15 protein-coding genes are annotated in these 16,357 nt (G+C 69.0%); 3 read left to right on the top strand and 12 right to left on the bottom strand.

What is annotated here, in order from left to right; all coding sequences use genetic code 11:
* Together GA0115259_RS39895 and GA0115259_RS01100 are read left to right on the top strand one after the other, a co-directional pair.
* Window positions 1–424 (top strand): hypothetical protein (locus GA0115259_RS39895; protein ID WP_161230255.1); only part of this gene is annotated, 424 nt, incomplete at its 5' end.
* Window positions 425–467: 43 nt separating this feature from the next.
* On the top strand, window positions 468–1,862 hold the full coding sequence (locus tag GA0115259_RS01100) for an esterase/lipase family protein (protein ID WP_161230254.1): 1,395 nt from the start codon (window positions 468–470) through the stop codon (window positions 1,860–1,862).
* A gap of 46 nt (window positions 1,863–1,908) precedes the next feature.
* Here the strand turns inward: GA0115259_RS01100 and GA0115259_RS01095 are convergent, their stop codons facing one another.
* The 12 genes from GA0115259_RS01095 to GA0115259_RS01040 form a co-directional block, all read right to left on the bottom strand.
* Window positions 1,909–2,301: a type II toxin-antitoxin system VapC family toxin gene (locus GA0115259_RS01095; protein ID WP_093589420.1), complete on the bottom strand. Its 393-nt coding sequence runs from the start codon at window positions 2,299–2,301 to the stop codon at window positions 1,909–1,911.
* Window positions 2,298–2,570 carry a hypothetical protein gene (locus GA0115259_RS01090; RefSeq protein ID WP_093589417.1) on the bottom strand — a complete coding sequence of 91 codons (273 nt, stop codon included), beginning with the start codon at window positions 2,568–2,570 and terminating at the stop codon, window positions 2,298–2,300. The genes GA0115259_RS01095 and GA0115259_RS01090 overlap by 4 nt, the downstream gene beginning before the upstream one ends.
* A 24-nt stretch (window positions 2,571–2,594) precedes the next feature.
* Window positions 2,595–3,536 (bottom strand): alpha/beta hydrolase, encoded by a 942-nt coding sequence (locus GA0115259_RS01085; RefSeq protein ID WP_202449529.1) that lies wholly within the window; start codon window positions 3,534–3,536, stop codon window positions 2,595–2,597.
* A 90-nt stretch (window positions 3,537–3,626) separates the two neighbouring features.
* Window positions 3,627–4,295 (bottom strand): LutC/YkgG family protein, encoded by a 669-nt coding sequence (locus GA0115259_RS01080; protein ID WP_093589411.1) that lies wholly within the window; start codon window positions 4,293–4,295, stop codon window positions 3,627–3,629.
* Window positions 4,292–5,773 carry a lactate utilization protein B gene (locus GA0115259_RS01075; RefSeq protein WP_093589408.1) on the bottom strand — a complete coding sequence of 494 codons (1,482 nt, stop codon included), beginning with the start codon at window positions 5,771–5,773 and terminating at the stop codon, window positions 4,292–4,294. Before GA0115259_RS01075 ends, GA0115259_RS01080 begins: the two co-directional genes overlap by 4 nt.
* A 45-nt stretch (window positions 5,774–5,818) precedes the next feature.
* Window positions 5,819–6,574, bottom strand: a complete 756-nt coding sequence (locus tag GA0115259_RS01070) for a (Fe-S)-binding protein (RefSeq protein ID WP_093589429.1) — start codon at window positions 6,572–6,574, stop codon at window positions 5,819–5,821.
* Window positions 6,575–6,614: 40 nt separating this feature from the next.
* On the bottom strand, window positions 6,615–7,535 hold the full coding sequence (locus GA0115259_RS01065) for a carbohydrate ABC transporter permease (protein WP_093589405.1): 921 nt from the start codon (window positions 7,533–7,535) through the stop codon (window positions 6,615–6,617).
* Window positions 7,532–8,464 (bottom strand): carbohydrate ABC transporter permease, encoded by a 933-nt coding sequence (locus GA0115259_RS01060; protein ID WP_093589402.1) that lies wholly within the window; start codon window positions 8,462–8,464, stop codon window positions 7,532–7,534. The genes GA0115259_RS01065 and GA0115259_RS01060 overlap by 4 nt, the downstream gene beginning before the upstream one ends.
* On the bottom strand, window positions 8,461–9,849 hold the full coding sequence (locus tag GA0115259_RS01055; RefSeq protein WP_093589399.1) for an ABC transporter substrate-binding protein: 1,389 nt from the start codon (window positions 9,847–9,849) through the stop codon (window positions 8,461–8,463). The genes GA0115259_RS01060 and GA0115259_RS01055 overlap by 4 nt, the downstream gene beginning before the upstream one ends.
* A gap of 133 nt (window positions 9,850–9,982) precedes the next feature.
* A complete protein-coding gene (locus tag GA0115259_RS01050) occupies window positions 9,983–11,080 on the bottom strand; it encodes an enolase C-terminal domain-like protein (RefSeq protein WP_093589396.1) in 1,098 nt (365 codons plus the stop codon).
* A gap of 96 nt (window positions 11,081–11,176) precedes the next feature.
* Window positions 11,177–14,197 carry a discoidin domain-containing protein gene (locus tag GA0115259_RS01045; RefSeq protein WP_237539673.1) on the bottom strand — a complete coding sequence of 1,007 codons (3,021 nt, stop codon included), beginning with the start codon at window positions 14,195–14,197 and terminating at the stop codon, window positions 11,177–11,179.
* Window positions 14,198–14,606: 409 nt separating this feature from the next.
* The gene (locus GA0115259_RS01040) at window positions 14,607–15,455 is read right to left on the bottom strand and encodes a FadR/GntR family transcriptional regulator (protein ID WP_093589390.1); all 849 of its coding nucleotides are present in this window, start codon (window positions 15,453–15,455) and stop codon (window positions 14,607–14,609) included.
* A gap of 286 nt (window positions 15,456–15,741) precedes the next feature.
* Here GA0115259_RS01040 and GA0115259_RS01035 point away from each other — a divergent pair.
* A partial coding sequence (locus GA0115259_RS01035) for an SDR family NAD(P)-dependent oxidoreductase (protein WP_093589387.1) occupies window positions 15,742–16,357 on the top strand: 616 nt, incomplete at its 3' end.

The following is a 16,357-nucleotide window of genomic DNA, read 5'->3' as shown; positions in this document are numbered from 1 at the left end:
TGGCCCGGCGCGTGCCGTGGCCGGAGCGCACGACGCCCACGGTGGCCGCCGTATCGCCGTCGCGACCTCGACCGGAGTCTTCACCGGATCGCTCGATGAGCCGGTCGGCGAGGACGGCCGGCGGAATCTGCGCCCGCTCTCCGAGACCGTGACGGACGTTCATTCGCTGGCGTTCCGTGCGACGGCGTCGGGGCAGCTCGTCGTCCTCGCGGCCTGCCGTTCGCGGGTCGTCCACGAGTGGGTGGTCCACGAGCGGGCGGTCGGTGAGCGGGCCGTGGACAGGCCGGCGCAGGACCGGGCCGTCACCGACCGGGGCTACGAGGTGTACGGAGTGCTGGCCGCGCCCGACGAGTCGGGTCTGCTCGTGGCCGCGGTGGGCCTCGAACGGATGGATCTGCTGCGCCTGGACGAGCGCCGTGGCTGACAGCCCGACAGGCATGACCCGAAGAAGTGAGGAGACAGCGGACATGGCGCACGACCTGGTGGTCTTCGTACCCGGTGTGCTGGGCAGCGTGTTGCGCGGACAGGACGGGAGGGACGTATGGAATCTGGCGCCCGGCGTCGCTGGCCGTGTCCTGTTCGGCTTGGAGAGCTACTTCGAGCAGTTGACGCTGCCGCCAGGAGCCGGACATGAGGCACCCGAAGGCCCGTCCGCCCTGGTGCCCGCCGATCTGCTGCGGGAGCCGCGCATCTGGCCCGGCCTGATGCCGCACATCGCGTACAAGAAGCTCGCCGCGCATCTGGACGGGCTGCTCGAAGGCCGGGTCGCGGTCTTCCCGTACGACTGGCGGCTCTCGAACCGGTACTCCGCGCGCAGGCTCCAGATCTTCGTGGAACGGGAGCTGGGACGCTGGCGGGAGCGGCGCAGGGCTCTCGGCGATCCCGAGGAGCCGAAGGTCGTCTTCGTCTGCCACTCCATGGGCGGGCTGGTCACGCGGTACTACCTGGAGGTGCTGGGCGGACGCGAGGTGGCCCGGTCGGTGGTGACGCTGGGCACGCCCTATGCCGGTGCGGTCAAGGCCGTACAGGCCCTGACCGGCACCTCTCCGCGAGGAAAGCTGCTGAAAGTGCCCGAGCGCCTGCGCGCACGGCTGGTCACGGCCGCGCGCAGCATGCCGTCGGTGCACCAGCTGCTGCCCACGTACCAGTGTGTGTCGGACCATCCGGACGGCACCCGGCTCGACGCGGTCTCCGTACCGGATCTGGACTCCGCCATGGTGCGGGAGGCGTTCGCCTTCCGCGGCGAGCTGGACGAGCACACACGCAAGAACGCCGAGGCCGACCGGGCGGCAGGCCGGAGCGAGGCATATCAGCTCTTCCCGGTCGGCGGGCGCGGTGAGCCGACGGCGGTACGGCTGAGCCTGTCGGCGGACACCGTCCGGTACGCCGACCGCTTCGAGGGCGACCGCCGCTGGCTGGGCGACGGCACCGTCGCCTGCGCGTCGGCGACACCGCCGGAGTGGGAGAGCGGTGCGCGCGTCGACTGGTTCAGGCTCGGGCATACGGCACTGCCCAACGACGCGCTGCTCCACCGCCAACTGCACGACCGTTACGACGCGTTGGAACACCGTCCCTACCAGTCGCTGGGCGTCGGCTTCGGCGTCGACGTACCAGAGGCCGTCGGTGCGGGCGAACCGGTGGAGGTGACGGCCGTGTCGGAGGAGACCGGGCTGCTCCTGGAAGGCCGTCTGATGTCACCCGCGACAGGCGAGATCCTGGAGCGCCGCCGCCTGCTCCCGGACGGCGAGGGCACCTACCGTGGCGGCTTCTCGCCACCGCCGGGCATCTGGCTGGTCGAAGTCGAGGCTCCTCGGGTGCCCACCGCTCCTCTTCAGCGGGAGACTCTCGTCGTCCTGGATTGACGGTCGGCCGATACGTCCCGTCCGATACGTCGAGCGGGCGCGCGGGTCAGATTTTGATCACACGGACGCGGGGACCGCAGAGGACCGTCAGTTCCTCGGGGTCCGAGGTGAGGACGGCCACCGGAGCGGGAGAGGCGAGCGCGGCGGCGGCCACGAGTGCGTCGAGCGCGTACGTGTGGCCGTGCAGGCCGGCCGAGGCGAGGAGCTTGCTCGCGTCGCGGGCGATGGCTTCGGTCGGCGGGACGATGTTCACACGCGAGACGGCGTGGTCGAAGCGGGCCTGGCCGACCCTGGGATCACATGCTTCGACGAGTGTGACCGAGCTGGTGACGACACGGATGTCCTCGGCCTCGGCCGCTGCCAGCCACTCGGTGAGCTCGGGTGCGCGCCGTACGAGCTTGGACAGGCCTTCGCAGTCCAGGACGAGCGTGCCGCTCACGCGGCGTCCGCCGAGCCGGCCGCGTCACCGCGCAGGAGGGCCCGTTTGACCTCGACCGCCGCCTGGTCGACCGGTCCGTGCTCGGCTTCGGCGTCCTCGATCAGTTCGCGCAGCCGTTCCCGCTCCAGTTGGCGCTGGATGAGCGCTTCGACATAGGCGGACATGCCGCCCTTGCCGGTCCGCGCCTTGAGGGCGGCGATGGTGCCCTCATGGAGAGAGACGGACACCGGCCGGACAGGTCCTTCACCGGGAGCGGGAGAGATAGCCATGGCGCCAGTTTGACAAACTCCTTGTTATGGCGATCGGCGCAGGTGGTGGGTCAGGAAGGCGACGCTGCGGGTGACCAGAGGAGCGATGTCGGCGTTGAGGAAGATGTGTTCGGCGCCCGGTACGGGGACGAGTTCCGCGTGGTTGCCGGCGGCCTGGAGGAGGTCGGCCAGGCGCTCGCTGTGGGTGAACGGGACGACGGTGTCGTGGGTTCCGTGGATCAGGAGGAAGGGCGGCGCAGAGGTGTGGGCGTAGGTGACCGGGCCGGCCGCTGCCGCGAGGCGCGGGCGGGCGGCCGGGTCGGTGCCCAGGAAGGTCACGAGCGGATTGTCGGGCTCGGAGGACCACTCCGCCAGCAGCGCCGCCACATCGGCGACTCCGTACCAGTCCACGACGACCGCGACCGTCGTGTCGCCCTCCGCGATCCCTTCCGTGCCTTCGAGCCCGGGATCGGCGGTGTCGGCCGTGCCGGTCAGCCCGGCCAGCGCGGCCAGATGACCGCCGGCCGACTCGCCCCAGAGGCCGATCCGCGTCCCGTCGATTCCGAGCGTCCCGGCGTAGTGGCGCAGATAGCGGAGGGCCGCCTTGACGTCGTGGAGCTGGGCCGGGAAGGGCGCTTCGCGGGCATGGCGGTAGTCGATGGTGGCGACGGCCAGTCCCGCCCGCAGCAGCGAGCCGAAGAGCAGATCCGCGCTCACGGTCGGCGGCGGATAGCGCCGGTCGCCCTCCATCCAGGCGCCGCCATGGATCCACACCACCACGGCGGGCGGTTCGGCTCCCGCTTCGGCTCCCGCCGGCACGGACAGATCGAGCAGACGCGGCCGGTAACCAGAGTTGGTGGCGTAGCTCAGCCCGTCGTACCGGCGCACACCGTTCTCACCGACGGCGGGAGCGGTCGGCGGTAGCTGTACCGGCGCGACGGCCAGCTCGGGCGGCGGCCAGGTGATCGGACCAGTTTCGGATTCCACGGCTGCTCCAGGTCTCGGTGGAAAGGAAAGTGGAAAGGGACAACGGACAACGGACATGGGACAACAACGGCTTGGCACAGCATGCACCGTTCAGGCCTCGACCAGTACGACGTCCAGCCTCCTCGGGCCGTGCACGCCCTCCACCCGTTCCAGTTCGATGTCGCTGGTCGCCGAAGGGCCCGAGATCCAGGTCAGCGGACGCGTCGGTACGAGCCTCGCCACGGCGTCCGGCACCGACGCGACGAGCTGTTCCGGCGCGCGCACCACGCAGAGGTGATGGTCCGGGACCAGGCTCAGCGCGCGGCGGCCCTGGCCCGGTCCGCCGTCCAGCACGATCGTGCCCGTCTCGGCGACGGTCAGCGCGCAGCCGGTCACCACACTGTCCGCCTCCTCGCAGGCCCGAGGGCTCAGCGGCGGCGAGTCGGTGAGGCGGCCGACCGCCGTCTCGGTGAGCCACTCCGCCGGCAGTCCCTCGGGGACGATCACCGTACGCGCGCCGCGCCGGGCCAGCACCGCCGCTACCGTCCCGGGCAGCTCGGCGGGCCGGCAGCGGTGCACGGTGGCGCGGTACTCGGTGAGCCGGTCCTGGAGCAGATCCAGCAGCGCACCCGGATCGCCCGGAGCATGGGCACCGTGGGCACCGCGGGCGTGCGCCGTCCGGTAGTCGCGGATGACCGGCACATCCTCCGGCCGCTCCTCGCCCGGGACATCGCTCAGGGCGGCCCGGATACGGCCGAACACCACCTCCCGGCTGCTCATGACCGCTCCTCGTCGGTACGAGTATCCGTACCGTTGTCGTCTGTACGACTGTCGTCCGTACGGTTCGCACGCCACCACTCCCGGAACGGCTCGGCCGGCATACGCGGCAGATCCCGGGACTCGCTCCACGCACCGGCGCCCGGCCCCGGCAGCCGCCTGGGATGCAGCCGTCTGGTGCGGGACGCGGTGCGCTCGGCCGCCGCGAGTACGGCGGGACGGTCGAGGATCCAGCCCGCGGCGCGCATGGCCGCCTTCTCCAGCCGATGGCCCGCGCCGCCCTGTTCCGCCACCCGTTCCCGTAGATGGACCAGGACCTCTGGGATGTCGATGGCCACCGGGCAGACCTCGTAACAGGCGCCGCACAGCGAGGAGGCGTACGGCAGGGACGCGTCCAGTTCGGTGCCGGTGCCCCGGAGCTGCGGAGTGAGGATGGCGCCGATGGGACCTGGGTAGGGCGAGCCGTACGCATGGCCGCCGGCCCGCTCGTACACCGGACAGACATTGAGACACGCCGAGCAGCGGATACAGCGCAGCGCCTGGCGCCCGACGGTGTCGGCCAGTGTGTCCGTACGGCCGTTGTCGAGCAGGACCAGATGGAACGCGCCGGGCCCGTCGCCGTCGGTGGTGCCGGTCCACATCGAGGTGTACGGATTCATCCGCTCGGCGGTGGAGGAGCGCGGCAAGGTCTGGAGGAAGACCTCCAGATCGCGCCAGGTGGGCACGACCTTCTCGATGCCCACCACGGAGATCAGCGTCTCGGGCAGCGTCAGACACATCCGGCCGTTGCCCTCGGACTCCACGACCACCAGCGTGCCCGTCTCCGCGACCATGAAGTTCCCGCCGGAGACAGCCACTTTGGCGGTCAGGAACTTCTCCCGCAGATGCAGCCGCGCCGCCTCCGCCAGCTCGGCGGGCTCGTCGGTCAGTCCTTCGGGCGCCGGGCGTCCCCACTCGCCCATCGTCTCGCGGAAGATGTCACGGATCTCGGCGCGGTTCTTGTGGATCGCCGGGACCAGGATGTGGGAAGGACGGTCCTCGCCCAACTGCACGATCAGCTCGGCGAGATCGGTCTCGTAGGCGGTGATGCCCTCGGCGGCCAGCGCCTCGTTGAGACCGATCTCCTGGGTGGCCATCGACTTGACCTTCACGACCTCGGTCTCACCGGTGGCTCTGACCAGCTCGGCGACGATCCGGTTGGCCTCGGCGGCGTCGGCCGCCCAGTGCACCACACCGCCGGCCCGGGTGACCGCCGTCTCCAACTGCTCCAGATAGTGGTCGAGATGGCGCAGCGTACGGTCCTTGATCGCCGCTCCCGCGGCGCGCAGCTCCGCCCAGTCGTGCAGCTCGGCGACGGCCTGCGCGCGCTTGGCGCGGATGGTGCCGGTGGCCCGCGTCAGATTCGCCCGGAGCCGGGTGTCGCGGGTGGCCTCGGCCGCCGCGCGCGGAAAGGCGGGCATGCCCAGATAGGTTCCGGTCATCGCAAGGTACCGGTCATCGCAGGGCTCCTCATCGCAGGGCTCCGGTCATCGCAGAGGTTCCGTCCGGGTGGAGGCGAGTATGTCGGCGAGATGCAGCGGGCGCAGATCGCTGCCCTGCCGACGCAGCATCCCGTTCAGATGCAGCAGACAGGAGTTGTCCGCGCCGCACAGCACGCGCGCGCCGGTGGACTCGGCGTTACGGATCTTGTCGGCGCCCATGGCCGCCGAGACATCGGGATTCTTGATCGCGAAGGTGCCGCCGAATCCGCAGCACTCCTCCACACCGGGAAGTTCGATCAGCTCCAGGCCCTCGACCGCCTCCAGCAGCCGCCGTGGCCGGTCGCCCAGGCCCAGCGTCCGCAGTCCATGGCAGGACGCGTGGTAGGTGACGGTGTACGGGAAGTACGCGCCGACATCGGTCACGCCCATCACATCGACCAGGAACTCGGTGAACTCGTAGACTCGGCCGGCCAGCGAACTCGCCTGCTCGGCAAGGCCGTTGCCACGTCCTTCGGCGGCGGCGCGCGCTCCGAGCCGTGGATAGTTGTCTCGGACCATGGCCACACAGGAGCCCGACGGTGCCACCACATACTCGTATCCGTCGAAGGCCTCGGCCATCCGGCGCACCAGCGGCTCGGTCTCCCGACGGTAGCCGGTGTTGTACTGCGGCTGGCCGCAGCAGGTCTGCTCGTACGGGAAGTCCACCTGGACACCGAGCCGTTCGAGGACGGTGACGGTGGCGATCGCCGTGGCCGGATGGACGGCGTCGTTGACGCAGGTCGGAAACAGGGCGACGCGCATGCCGGTCATTCCTCGGGCCGTTCCTCGGGCCATTCCTCAGTCATTCCTTGGTCGCTCCGGCGAGCATCCCGGACACCAGCGTGCGCTGCGAGAACAGGAAGAGCACCAGAACGGGCAGGATCGCGACGAGAATCGCCAGGGAAAGCTCCGGAATGGTGATGTTCAGTCCGGCGCCGGCCACCGGATTGAACGCCGGAGTCGAGGTCAGAAGCTGGTTCAGGCCCACCTGGACCGGGAACTGGTCGCTGCTCGGCAGCACGAGATACGGCAGGAAGAAGTTGTTCCAGTTGCCCACGAAGCTGAAGAACGCGACCAGCCCGACCACCGGCTTCGCCAGCGGCAGCGCGATACGGGAGAAGAGCTGCCACTCCGTACAGCCGTCGATCCGCGCGGCCGACAGCAGATCCCTGGGCAGGCTGCTGCCGAAGTAGATGTAGACCAGGTACACGCCGAACGGATAGAAGGAGAAGGGCAGGATCACCGACCAGACGGTGCCGATCAGATGGAAGCGGTTGAGCTCCAGGAAGACCGGCAGCACCAGCGTGGCCTGCGGCATGATCATCGTGACCAGGGTGATGGTCAGCAGTGTCTTGCGGCCACGGAACTTCGTCAGCGCCAGCGCGTATCCGGCGGGCACACTGACGGCCAGCGTCAGGATGAGCGAACCACCGGAGTAGACCGCCGAGTTGCGCAGCCAGGTGGCCATCGCGCCGTCCTGGAAGCTGAACAGATGCTGCCAGGCGGTGCCGATCTGCGCGAACGAGCCGAAGGACAGCGGATTGTCGTGCACCACCTGGCCCGCGGTCTTCGACGGCGCGAGCAGCAGCCAGACCACCGGCAGTACGAAGAACACCAGCAGCACGGCCAGTAGCAGGCCCACGATCAGGAAGGAGACGGCCCGGGAGGGCCGGAAGCGCCGGCCGGCGGCCGCTACGGGATGGGACAGAGGCAGTTGTGTCATTTCTCGTCCAACGTGAACAGGTTCGACCGGGCGACCAGCAGACCCGCGGCGATCAGCCCGAGAGCCAGCAGGAAGACGGAGATGGCGGCGGAGCCGTTGAAGTCGCCCTGCTGGAAGGCGTAGACGTACGCGAGCTGGTTGGGCGACCAGGAAGGACTCACCCGGCCGAGGCTCGCGGTCTGGAGGAGCTGCGGCTCGACGAAGAGCTGGGTGCCGGTGGCGAAGGCCATGATCGTCATATAGACGATCCACTGCCGGATCATCGGGATCTGGATGTGCCAGGCGGTACGCCAGGGCCCCGCGCCGTCCATCCGCGCGGCTTCCAGCACCTCGTCCGGGATGTTGTTCAGCGCTCCGTACATCACGACCATCCAGCCGCCCGCGCCGGTCCAGAAGGCGATCAGCATCAGGATCAGCGGCAGATTGCCGGGCGCGAGCACGGCCGCGAAGCTGTGCATTCCCATGCTGTTGAGCAGCCAGGACACCGGGCTGACATCCGGGTCCAGCATGAACAGCCAGACCAGGACGCTGGCGACGCCGGCGAGCGCGCCGGGAATGTAGTACAGGAAGCGGAAGAGCGCCGAGGTGCCCGGCCGCACGCGGCTGCGCAGGACCACCGCGACGAGTACGACCAGCACGACGAGCACGACCAGCCACATGACCAGATAGATCAGCATATGGGTGAAGGCCGGGACGAAACGGTAGTCCTGGGCGACCTTCACGAACTGGTTGAGCCCGGTGAACTGGCCCTGGTCGTTGGTGAGCGCCAGATAGAACGAGTAGCCGGTCGGAAAGACACCGAAAGCGAGCAGCAGCACCGCATAGCCCGCGACGAAGAGGTAGCCCGCGAGGCCGGGGCCCCTCCGCCGCGGCACGGTGCCGCGGCGGAGGGCGGAGACGGCGACGCGCTCGGTCTCCAGCAGTGTCATTCGTTGACCACCTGATATCCCTCGGCCTTCGCCTGGTTGCTGATCTCCTCCTGCCAGGCCGGCAGAGTCGCGACCAGGCTCTTGCCCGAGGTCAGCGCGGGCAGGACGACGCTGGACCAGGCGGTGGCGTCCGAGAACTTGGTGTTCGACCAGCCGGTCCACACCTCGTCGGCTGCCTCCTGGAACGGCTTGCTCACATCATTGGCGAAGTAGTCGCTGTTGACCGGATTGGCCAGCCACGCCTGCGCCGCCTTGGTGTAGGCCGGGTAGGTGGGCGCGGACGCCTGGTTCTCGTCGGAGGTGGTCAGCCAGGTGGCCAGATCCGTGGACGCCTTGAGGTTGGCGCTGTGCGAGGACACCATCCACACTCCGCCGCCGACATTGCCGGTGCTCGCCGTGGACTCACCCTCCCAGGTCAGCGGCGACGCCACGGCGATCTGCTTGGCCGGTGTCTTGAAGGCGGTCTTGAACAGGTACTGGCCGTACCAGGACGGGCCGTACGCCATCGCCACCTTGCCGCCGCTGTCCTTCGCGAAGCCCTGGCTGAAGAAGCCCTTGGTGGTGACGGCCTTCGCGGAGATCAGCCCGTCCAGCAGCGTCGCCATCCGGACACACTTCTGGTCCTTCAGATCGCTGCGCAGGGTGTCCGGCTTCACCAGATTGAACGCCGGGCACTGGCCGGACCAGAAGTACGACTCGTGGGAGTTGGTGTCGCCGACCGAGCCGACCAGATAGCCCGGGTGCTCCTTGGCGATCCGCTTGCCCAGGGCCTCGTACCGCTCCCAGGTGGTGGGCACCTCGTAGCCCCACTTGTCCATGAGCGACTTGTTGTACCAGAGGACCACCTGCGCGATGTCGTTGCGCACGCAGTAGGTGTGGCCGTTGAACTGGCAGGGCGCGAGGGAGCCCTCGGCGAAGCCGTCCAGTGTGCTCTTGGGTACGAGCTTGTCGTCCAGCGGCGCGGCGAAGGGCTGCGCGCCGGGCTTGGTGGGCTCGGACGCCCAGGTCATATCGGTGGGCGTGCCGAACACCACGTCCGGCCAGCCGCTGCCGGTCCGGTCGAAGAGCTGCACCTTCGACTGGAGATAGGTGGAGCCGTCGGCGCCGCCGTCGTAGGTGACGATCTCCATCTGCACGTCCGGGTGCGACTTCTGGTACGCCTGCACCGACGGCAGCCGGGTGGAGTCGGCCCAGACCGTGATCTTGGAACCGTCCTTCTGTGCGGCCGGCTTGAACTCCGTCCCCGAGGAGGAGGACGGTTCGGTGGAGGTGTCGGCGCTGGCACAGCCCGCCAGCACGGCCGCGGTGGCCAGCGAGAGCGCTGCGGCGGCGGTGCGTATCGCGGTACGGCGCCGGCCGGCTCTCGGAGATCCGGAAGACCTCATCGTCTTGCCTTTCTTGTACGTACTTGTGCGTGTTTTCCGCTCGCGCTTGTTCACGCGTGGGACAGGGAACGCGCCGGATGGGGGCGTCGGGTGCGGCGGCCAGGCGGACGGTCGCCGCCCGGTCGCCGCCCGGTCAGCGCGGCTGCTCGACGAAGCGGTGGAGTTCGCTTCCGTAACCGAAGTCGAGCGGGAGGGCTATGCCGGGCGCCGTGGGGGCGTGGACCAGGCCCTGAGCGTCCACATGGCGCTCGCGGACGACCTTCGCCGCGGTCACCAGGGACTCGTAGTAGGTGGTGTTGGAGATGGCCATGCACAGGTGGTGGTTCGGGATGTCCGAACCGTGCACCTCGGCACGGAGCCGGTAGGCGTCGGCGAGATGCGCGGTGCGCATGGCACCGGTGATCCCGCCCCGGAGAGTGGTGCCGGCCCGTACGCCGAAGGTGGCGGCGCCGGCCCGGATGAAGTCCGCGGAGTTCATATGCGCTCCGTCGGAGGTCTCGGCGACCAGCAGCGGTACGTCCACGGCCGCCGCCAGCCGCTGGTACGCGGAGATGCTGAACTCCCGCATCGGCTCCTCGTACCAGAGGTAGTCCGCCTCGGACAGCGCGCGCCCGAGCCGGATCGCGTCGGGCAGGTCGAAGCCCGCCGACCCGTCGTACATCAGCGGCACCGAGGGACCGACGTGCTCGCGCAGCGCCAGACACAGCTCGGCGTCACGGCGGGCATCGCCCCAGGCGTGCAGTTTGATGCCCCTGTACCCCAGTTCCAGGCACTGGTCCGCCACGTCGAGGAACTCCGCGACGCTGGAGAACGTCGAGGTGGAGGCGTAGGCCGGGATCGACTCCCGGAAGCCGCCGAGCAGGCGCCAGACCGGCTGGCCGTGGTAGCGGCCGGCCAGGTCCCACAGGGCGGTGTCGATCAGGCCCAGGGTGGGGAGCGGGAGTTCATGGATACGGTCCAGCTCCCACACCCGGTGCCACAGCCACTCCCGCTGGAACGGATCGGCTCCGACCAGTTCGTCACGGAAGACCAGATCAACCAGGCTCCGCAGGGTGGTGAAGGCTCCCGGCCGGGCGAAGAGAGCCACCCCCTCGGCTCCCTCGTCGGTGCCGATGCGCAGCACCGCGCCGTCGCCCACCGGAGCGCTTCCGCTCAGCCCGTCCCTCCAGCGGAAGGGCGGACTGGCCGCCGGAACGTCGATCCGGTGTACTTCGACATGGGTGATCTTCATCCTGGCTTTCGTTTCTGTGTGAGCGTGCCGGCCCGGTGGGGGCCTGTACGGCCCTGGGCGGGCGTACGGGTTACGGGTCAGGACTCGCCGTACGGATCAGAACTCGCCGTACACCTGGAGCCCGTAGACGCTGCCGCCGTTCCAGCTGGAGCCGGTGACGGTCAGCCGCAGATAGCGGGCGGTGACGGGCTGGTCGGCGATCGAGTAGTTGGCCGCCGAGACGGTGTTCGCGGAGGTGTGGTCCTCGAACGTGGACCACGCGGTCCCGTCGGTCGAGTACTCCAGCCGGTACTGGTAGCCGCTGGACTTCTCGAAGGTGGTCACCACGCTGGAGACCTCGGTGTCCCTGCCCAGGTCCACCTGGATCCAGGACGGATCGGGCAGTCCGAGGCCCTGGGCCCAGCGGGTGGACAGATCGCCGTCGACCGCCTTCTCGGGCGTGTTGTCCTCCGAGTACGACGAGGCGGTGACGGCCTTGCGCAGCGCCAGATCGTTGTCGGCGGGCATGGTGACGACGGCCGCCGCACTGGGCTCGGAGGTGTTCAGCACGGCGTCCCGGGCCACGACGGTGAAGGAGTACTTCGTCTCCGGGGTCAGCCCGGAGACCCGTAGCGTCGTGGCGTCGGTGACGGCGATCCGCTTGCCGTCCTGGTATACGACATAGCTGGTCACGCCGGTGTCATCGGTCGCGGCGGGCCAGTCGAGGTCCGCCAGGCCGGGCAGCAGCGGTGTGACGCTCGGCTGTCCGGGCGCCGAGGGAGGCGTACGGTCCGAACCGGGCGCCCGAGGCGTGCCGTAGACCTGGAAGTCGAAGACGCTGCCGCCATTGCCGCGCGATCCGGTGACCGTCAGCCGTACGAAGCGGCCGGCGACCGGCGAGGCGGTGTGGACGTAGTTGGTCATCGCCGAGGTGTCCGCGGCGGTGTGGTCCTCCAGCGTCTTCCAGTTGATCTCGTCGGACGACACCTCGACGCGGTACTTGTAGCCGCTGCTCTTCTCGAAGGTGGTGATCGCGCCGTTCACGTCGTACTGCGCGCCGAGGTCCACCTGGATCCAGGACGGATCGGGCAGTCCGAGGCCCTGGGCCCAGCGGGTGGAGAGATCGCCGTCCACCGCCTTCTCGGGCGTGTTCTCCTCCGAGTACGAGGAGTAGGTGACGGGCTTCTTCAGCGCGAGGTCGCTGCCGGTGGGCGTGGTGACCTTCACCTCACGGCTCGGCCGGGACTCGTTGCCGGCCGCATCGCGTGCGGTGATCCGGAAGGTGTACGTCGTGCCCGCCGTCAGGCCCGGGATACGTACCGAGTTCGTACCGGTGGCGTTGACGAGCTTGCCGTCGCGGTAGACGGAGTAGCCCGTGACGCCCTTGGCGTCGGTGGACGCCGCCCAGGTGAGGTCCGCGACGGTCGGGAAGTCGGTGACCGCGGCGGGGGTACCGGGGGCGCTCGGGGCGGTCCGGTCGGTGACGTCGGGACCCGGGTCGAGGTGCCGGTAGCCCGGCTGGAGACCGGCGTTGTTGACGATCGAGGCCGGGAGCTGGTCGCAGGAGCCGACGGTGATGTTGCCGCTCACGTTGTTGCCGATGCTGTTGGCCTGGGTGGTGAACGCGGGCTGGGTGGTGAAGTTGCCCGTGGCGGTGATGTCCAGGCCGTGGTTCATCAGCATCCACTGGTACGACACGTCGCACAGGGCGTTGCCGGTGTTCTGCCAGTACCGGCTGCCCTCGTCGTGGTAGATGGCACCGTAGGCCGCCGTGGGAACGCCGTGGATGTAGTTGCCGGAGACGACGCCGCCGGGGTTGGTGCTGAGGGTGTAGATGCCGCCGCCGTCGGCCTGCGACTTCATGAAGTCGAAGATCTCGTTGTCGGTGATCTTGCTGTTCCGGCTGGTGGTGTCGGTGTCCCAGACCGGTACGCCGGAGTTGCCGGGGTAGTTGGTGTCCCCGCCCTTGTCGGTGAGGCCCCAGCCCCAGCCGACGGAGATACCGCTGTAGGGCAGGTCGTAGACCTTGTTGTGGCTGATCACCGTGTTGTCGGTGTAGCTGACCAGGATGCCCACCGAGCCGTTGTACTGGTCGGCGACCTTGGTGACCAGGTTGTTGGCGATCGTGGTGTTCTTGGTGATGTCCCGCGGGTCGTCGGGGTGGTGGTCCACGATGTCGGTGCCGCCGACCTGGATGCCGGTGGCGGCGATCTGGCGGAAGACGTTGCCCGTGATGTCCGTGCCCTGGGTGCCGGTGTTCAGGTTGAGACCGACCGCGCCGAGGTGGGTGAAGGTATTGCCCCGGAAGCCGATGTCGTGGCCGTGGCTCACGTTGACGGCGCCGGGGGTCTTCAGCCAGTGCAGCCGGGTGGAGTCGAAGTCGGGGTTGTTCTCACCGACCATCCGGAAGCCGGCCTGGCCCTCGATGAGTCCCTCGGACGAACTGGGGGCTAGCCAGGTGGAGTAGGAGAAGGTGATGCCCTCGAAGGAGATGTCGGTGACCGGCTTGGCCGTGGTGCCGTTCAGATCGACCAGGTCCTGTACGAGCGGCACCGTGACGGTGGCGGCGGACAGGTCCTGACCGTCCTTCGGCATGTAGTAGACCTCGCCCTTGGCCTTGTCGAGGTACCACTCACCGGGCGAGTCCAGCAGTTCGCGGGCGTTCTCCAGCCAGGTCGGGTTCTGGATCTCCTGGCCCTGCTGGAGGTGGGCGTTGCGCCAGCACGGCTGCCGCATGGTCATCGCGTTGCCGGAGATCGACTCCACGGGGCAGCGCATCAGCTTCCAGCCCCAGCCACTGACGACTTCCAGGTCCTTGGGGTTCTTGTACCCGCTGATGCTGGTGTCGGTGAAGGTGTAGCCGGTCGAGGTCTTGTTGAAGCCGGGCGGGTTCTTCTCGCCGCGCGCCCGGGTCTGGAGCTCGCCGTTCACATAGAGCTGACGGGTGTCGAGATCGCCGACGGACGCCTTGTAGACCTTCCCGGACGCGTCGGCCGGAGTCCAGCCGGTGATCCGCTTGCCGCCGCTGATCACCGGCTGCGCGCCGGGCGCGGCCTCGTAGACGATCCGCTGCCCGTCCTTGCCGGAGTCCTGGGCGGAGAGGCTGAACGTACGGCCGATCTGGTACGTACCGGACATCAGCCGTACGTGGACATCGCCGCGGACCCTCTTCTTGGCCTCGCGTACATAGTCCCGCGCGTGTTCCAGCGTCTTGAACGGATGCGCGGCGGTGCCGGAGCCGGAGTCCCGGCCGGACGGTGAGACATAGACGTCCAGGCCCGACGCGCGCGGGGACGCCTGGGCCGGTGCGGCGACCAAGGGCGCAGCGGCGGCGGCGAGGGAGAGGGCGGCTATCAGTGTTCTTCGGAGCGGTATGAAGGCGCTCCTGCGAGCAGACGGTACAGACACGGAAATCCAATCGCCTGAAGGAAGTGACAGTGGGGAGACCCGGTCGTCCTCCGGGTCCCCCCGGCGTTGGGCGGCTCGGTCCGCGAGCCGTGGTGGTGTGTAGCTGGTGTGGTGCTGGTTCGGCGTGGTGGCTGCCGGTTTACGAGGCGGACGTCTCAGGGGACAGGGGCTCGTCCCCGGAGCCGGTGCTCCTCGGAGGCGTCCCAGGGGTGCCGGTCGTGGATCGGCCGTCCAGGTTGAACAGCCGGTCGCGGATCTTCCGTTCGAACTGGCTCTGTGTGGTGGCGATGTGCTCCACCATCAGCTCACCGGCGAGATCGGCCTCCCCCGCGGCGACCGCCTCGGCTATGGCGAGATGCTGTCGTGCGGCGACCTCCAGCGACCCGGGAGCGTCACCGTGGAAGAGCAGCACATCGGACTGTGACGCCAGGCGCCGCACCCCGGCGACGCTCGATCGGAGAAACACGTTGTGCGCGGCGGCGCCCACCGCGTCATGGAACGCCGAGTCGGCCTTGGCGAAGCCGTAACCGTCGGCCGCCCTGGCCGCCACCAGCGAGGTCTCGGCACACTCCCGTACGGTCCTGACCTCGATCGGTGTGGCGAGGGTGGCGGCGCGGCGCGCCGTCTCCGACTCGATCACCGTCCGGTAGTCGAGGAGCATCAGGACGTCTTCCATGCTCGTCGGCCGGAAGTGCGAGAGATGGTCGTCCACCAGCCCGCCGCCCGAGTCGGCGACGAAGATTCCCGCGCCGCGCCGCACACTCAGCCGGCCGATGGCGGCCAGGACCTTCACCGCCTCGCGGGTGACATTGCGGGAGGCGCCCAGGATCTGGGCCAGGCCCTGTTCGGTGGGCAGCCGGTCGCCGGAGCGCAGGTTCTGCTCGGCGATGTAGTTCAGGAGCTGCTCGGCGACCAGCTCGTACCCGGGCCGGTACGGACGCGACGCGTCGTCATCCTCTCCGCCAGGGAGCTGGGATGGAGCTGCCATGGTGTGACCCCCGTTTTCCATGTTCGGATTAATCAGGTTCATCGGCGGGGGTAACTATGACATCCACGTTACGCATTGAGAAGAGTCCGGGAGAAACTTCGTTCATCGACTCTCTGAACTGGTGTTTATCGCCTTAAAAGGGGTGTCTCAGCCGTAACTATTGCGTGCAAGGGATCAGATCCTTAAGGTCCTGCCTGTCAGATGAAGCAGATCGATCGCATACCCGTGGGAGAGACCGCGATGAAACTGGGCAGCCGCCGCCGGCGGACCTTCGGGGAGGCCTGACATGAGTGCTCGTCATATAGGCGCGTTCGACGGACTCGGAGCCCTGGTCACCGGCGGCGCCTCCGGTATCGGCCTGGCCACCGCCCGGCTGCTCGCCGCCGAGGGCGCGCGGGTGGCCGTACTCGACCGGGCGGAGGCGCCCGACGAGGCCGCGGCCGAGGGATTCGCCGTCCATGTCCGTGCCGACATCGGCGACGACGCGTCGGTCGTGGCCGGTGTCGCGGAGGCCGTCGCGGCACTCGGCGGGCTGGACGTACTGGTCAACAACGCCGGGATCGGCGCCCAGGGCGGTATCGAGGACAACGGCGACGACGAGTGGCACCGCGTGCTCGACATCAATGTCCTCGGGCTGGTGCGTGTCACCCGGGCCGCGCTGCCCGCGCTGCGCGCCTCCGCCCACGCGTCGGTCGTCAACATCGGCTCGATCGCTGCGACGGCCGGGCTGCCGCAGCGCGCGCTGTACTCGGCGAGCAAGGGTGCGGTGCTGTCGCTGACCCGGGCGATGGCCGCCGATCTGCTGCCGGAGGGCATCCGCGTCAACGCCGTCAATCCCGGCACCGCCGACACACCGTGGGTGAGCCGGCTGCTGGACCGGGCCGACGATCCGGCGGCCGAGT

Source organism: Streptomyces sp. MnatMP-M17 (genome assembly GCF_900091995.1).
In the GTDB taxonomy this organism is placed as follows: Bacteria; Actinomycetota; Actinomycetes; order Streptomycetales; family Streptomycetaceae; genus Streptomyces.
Note: the sequence above shows the minus strand (reverse complement) of the source record. Positions and strands in the feature narration are given on the sequence as shown.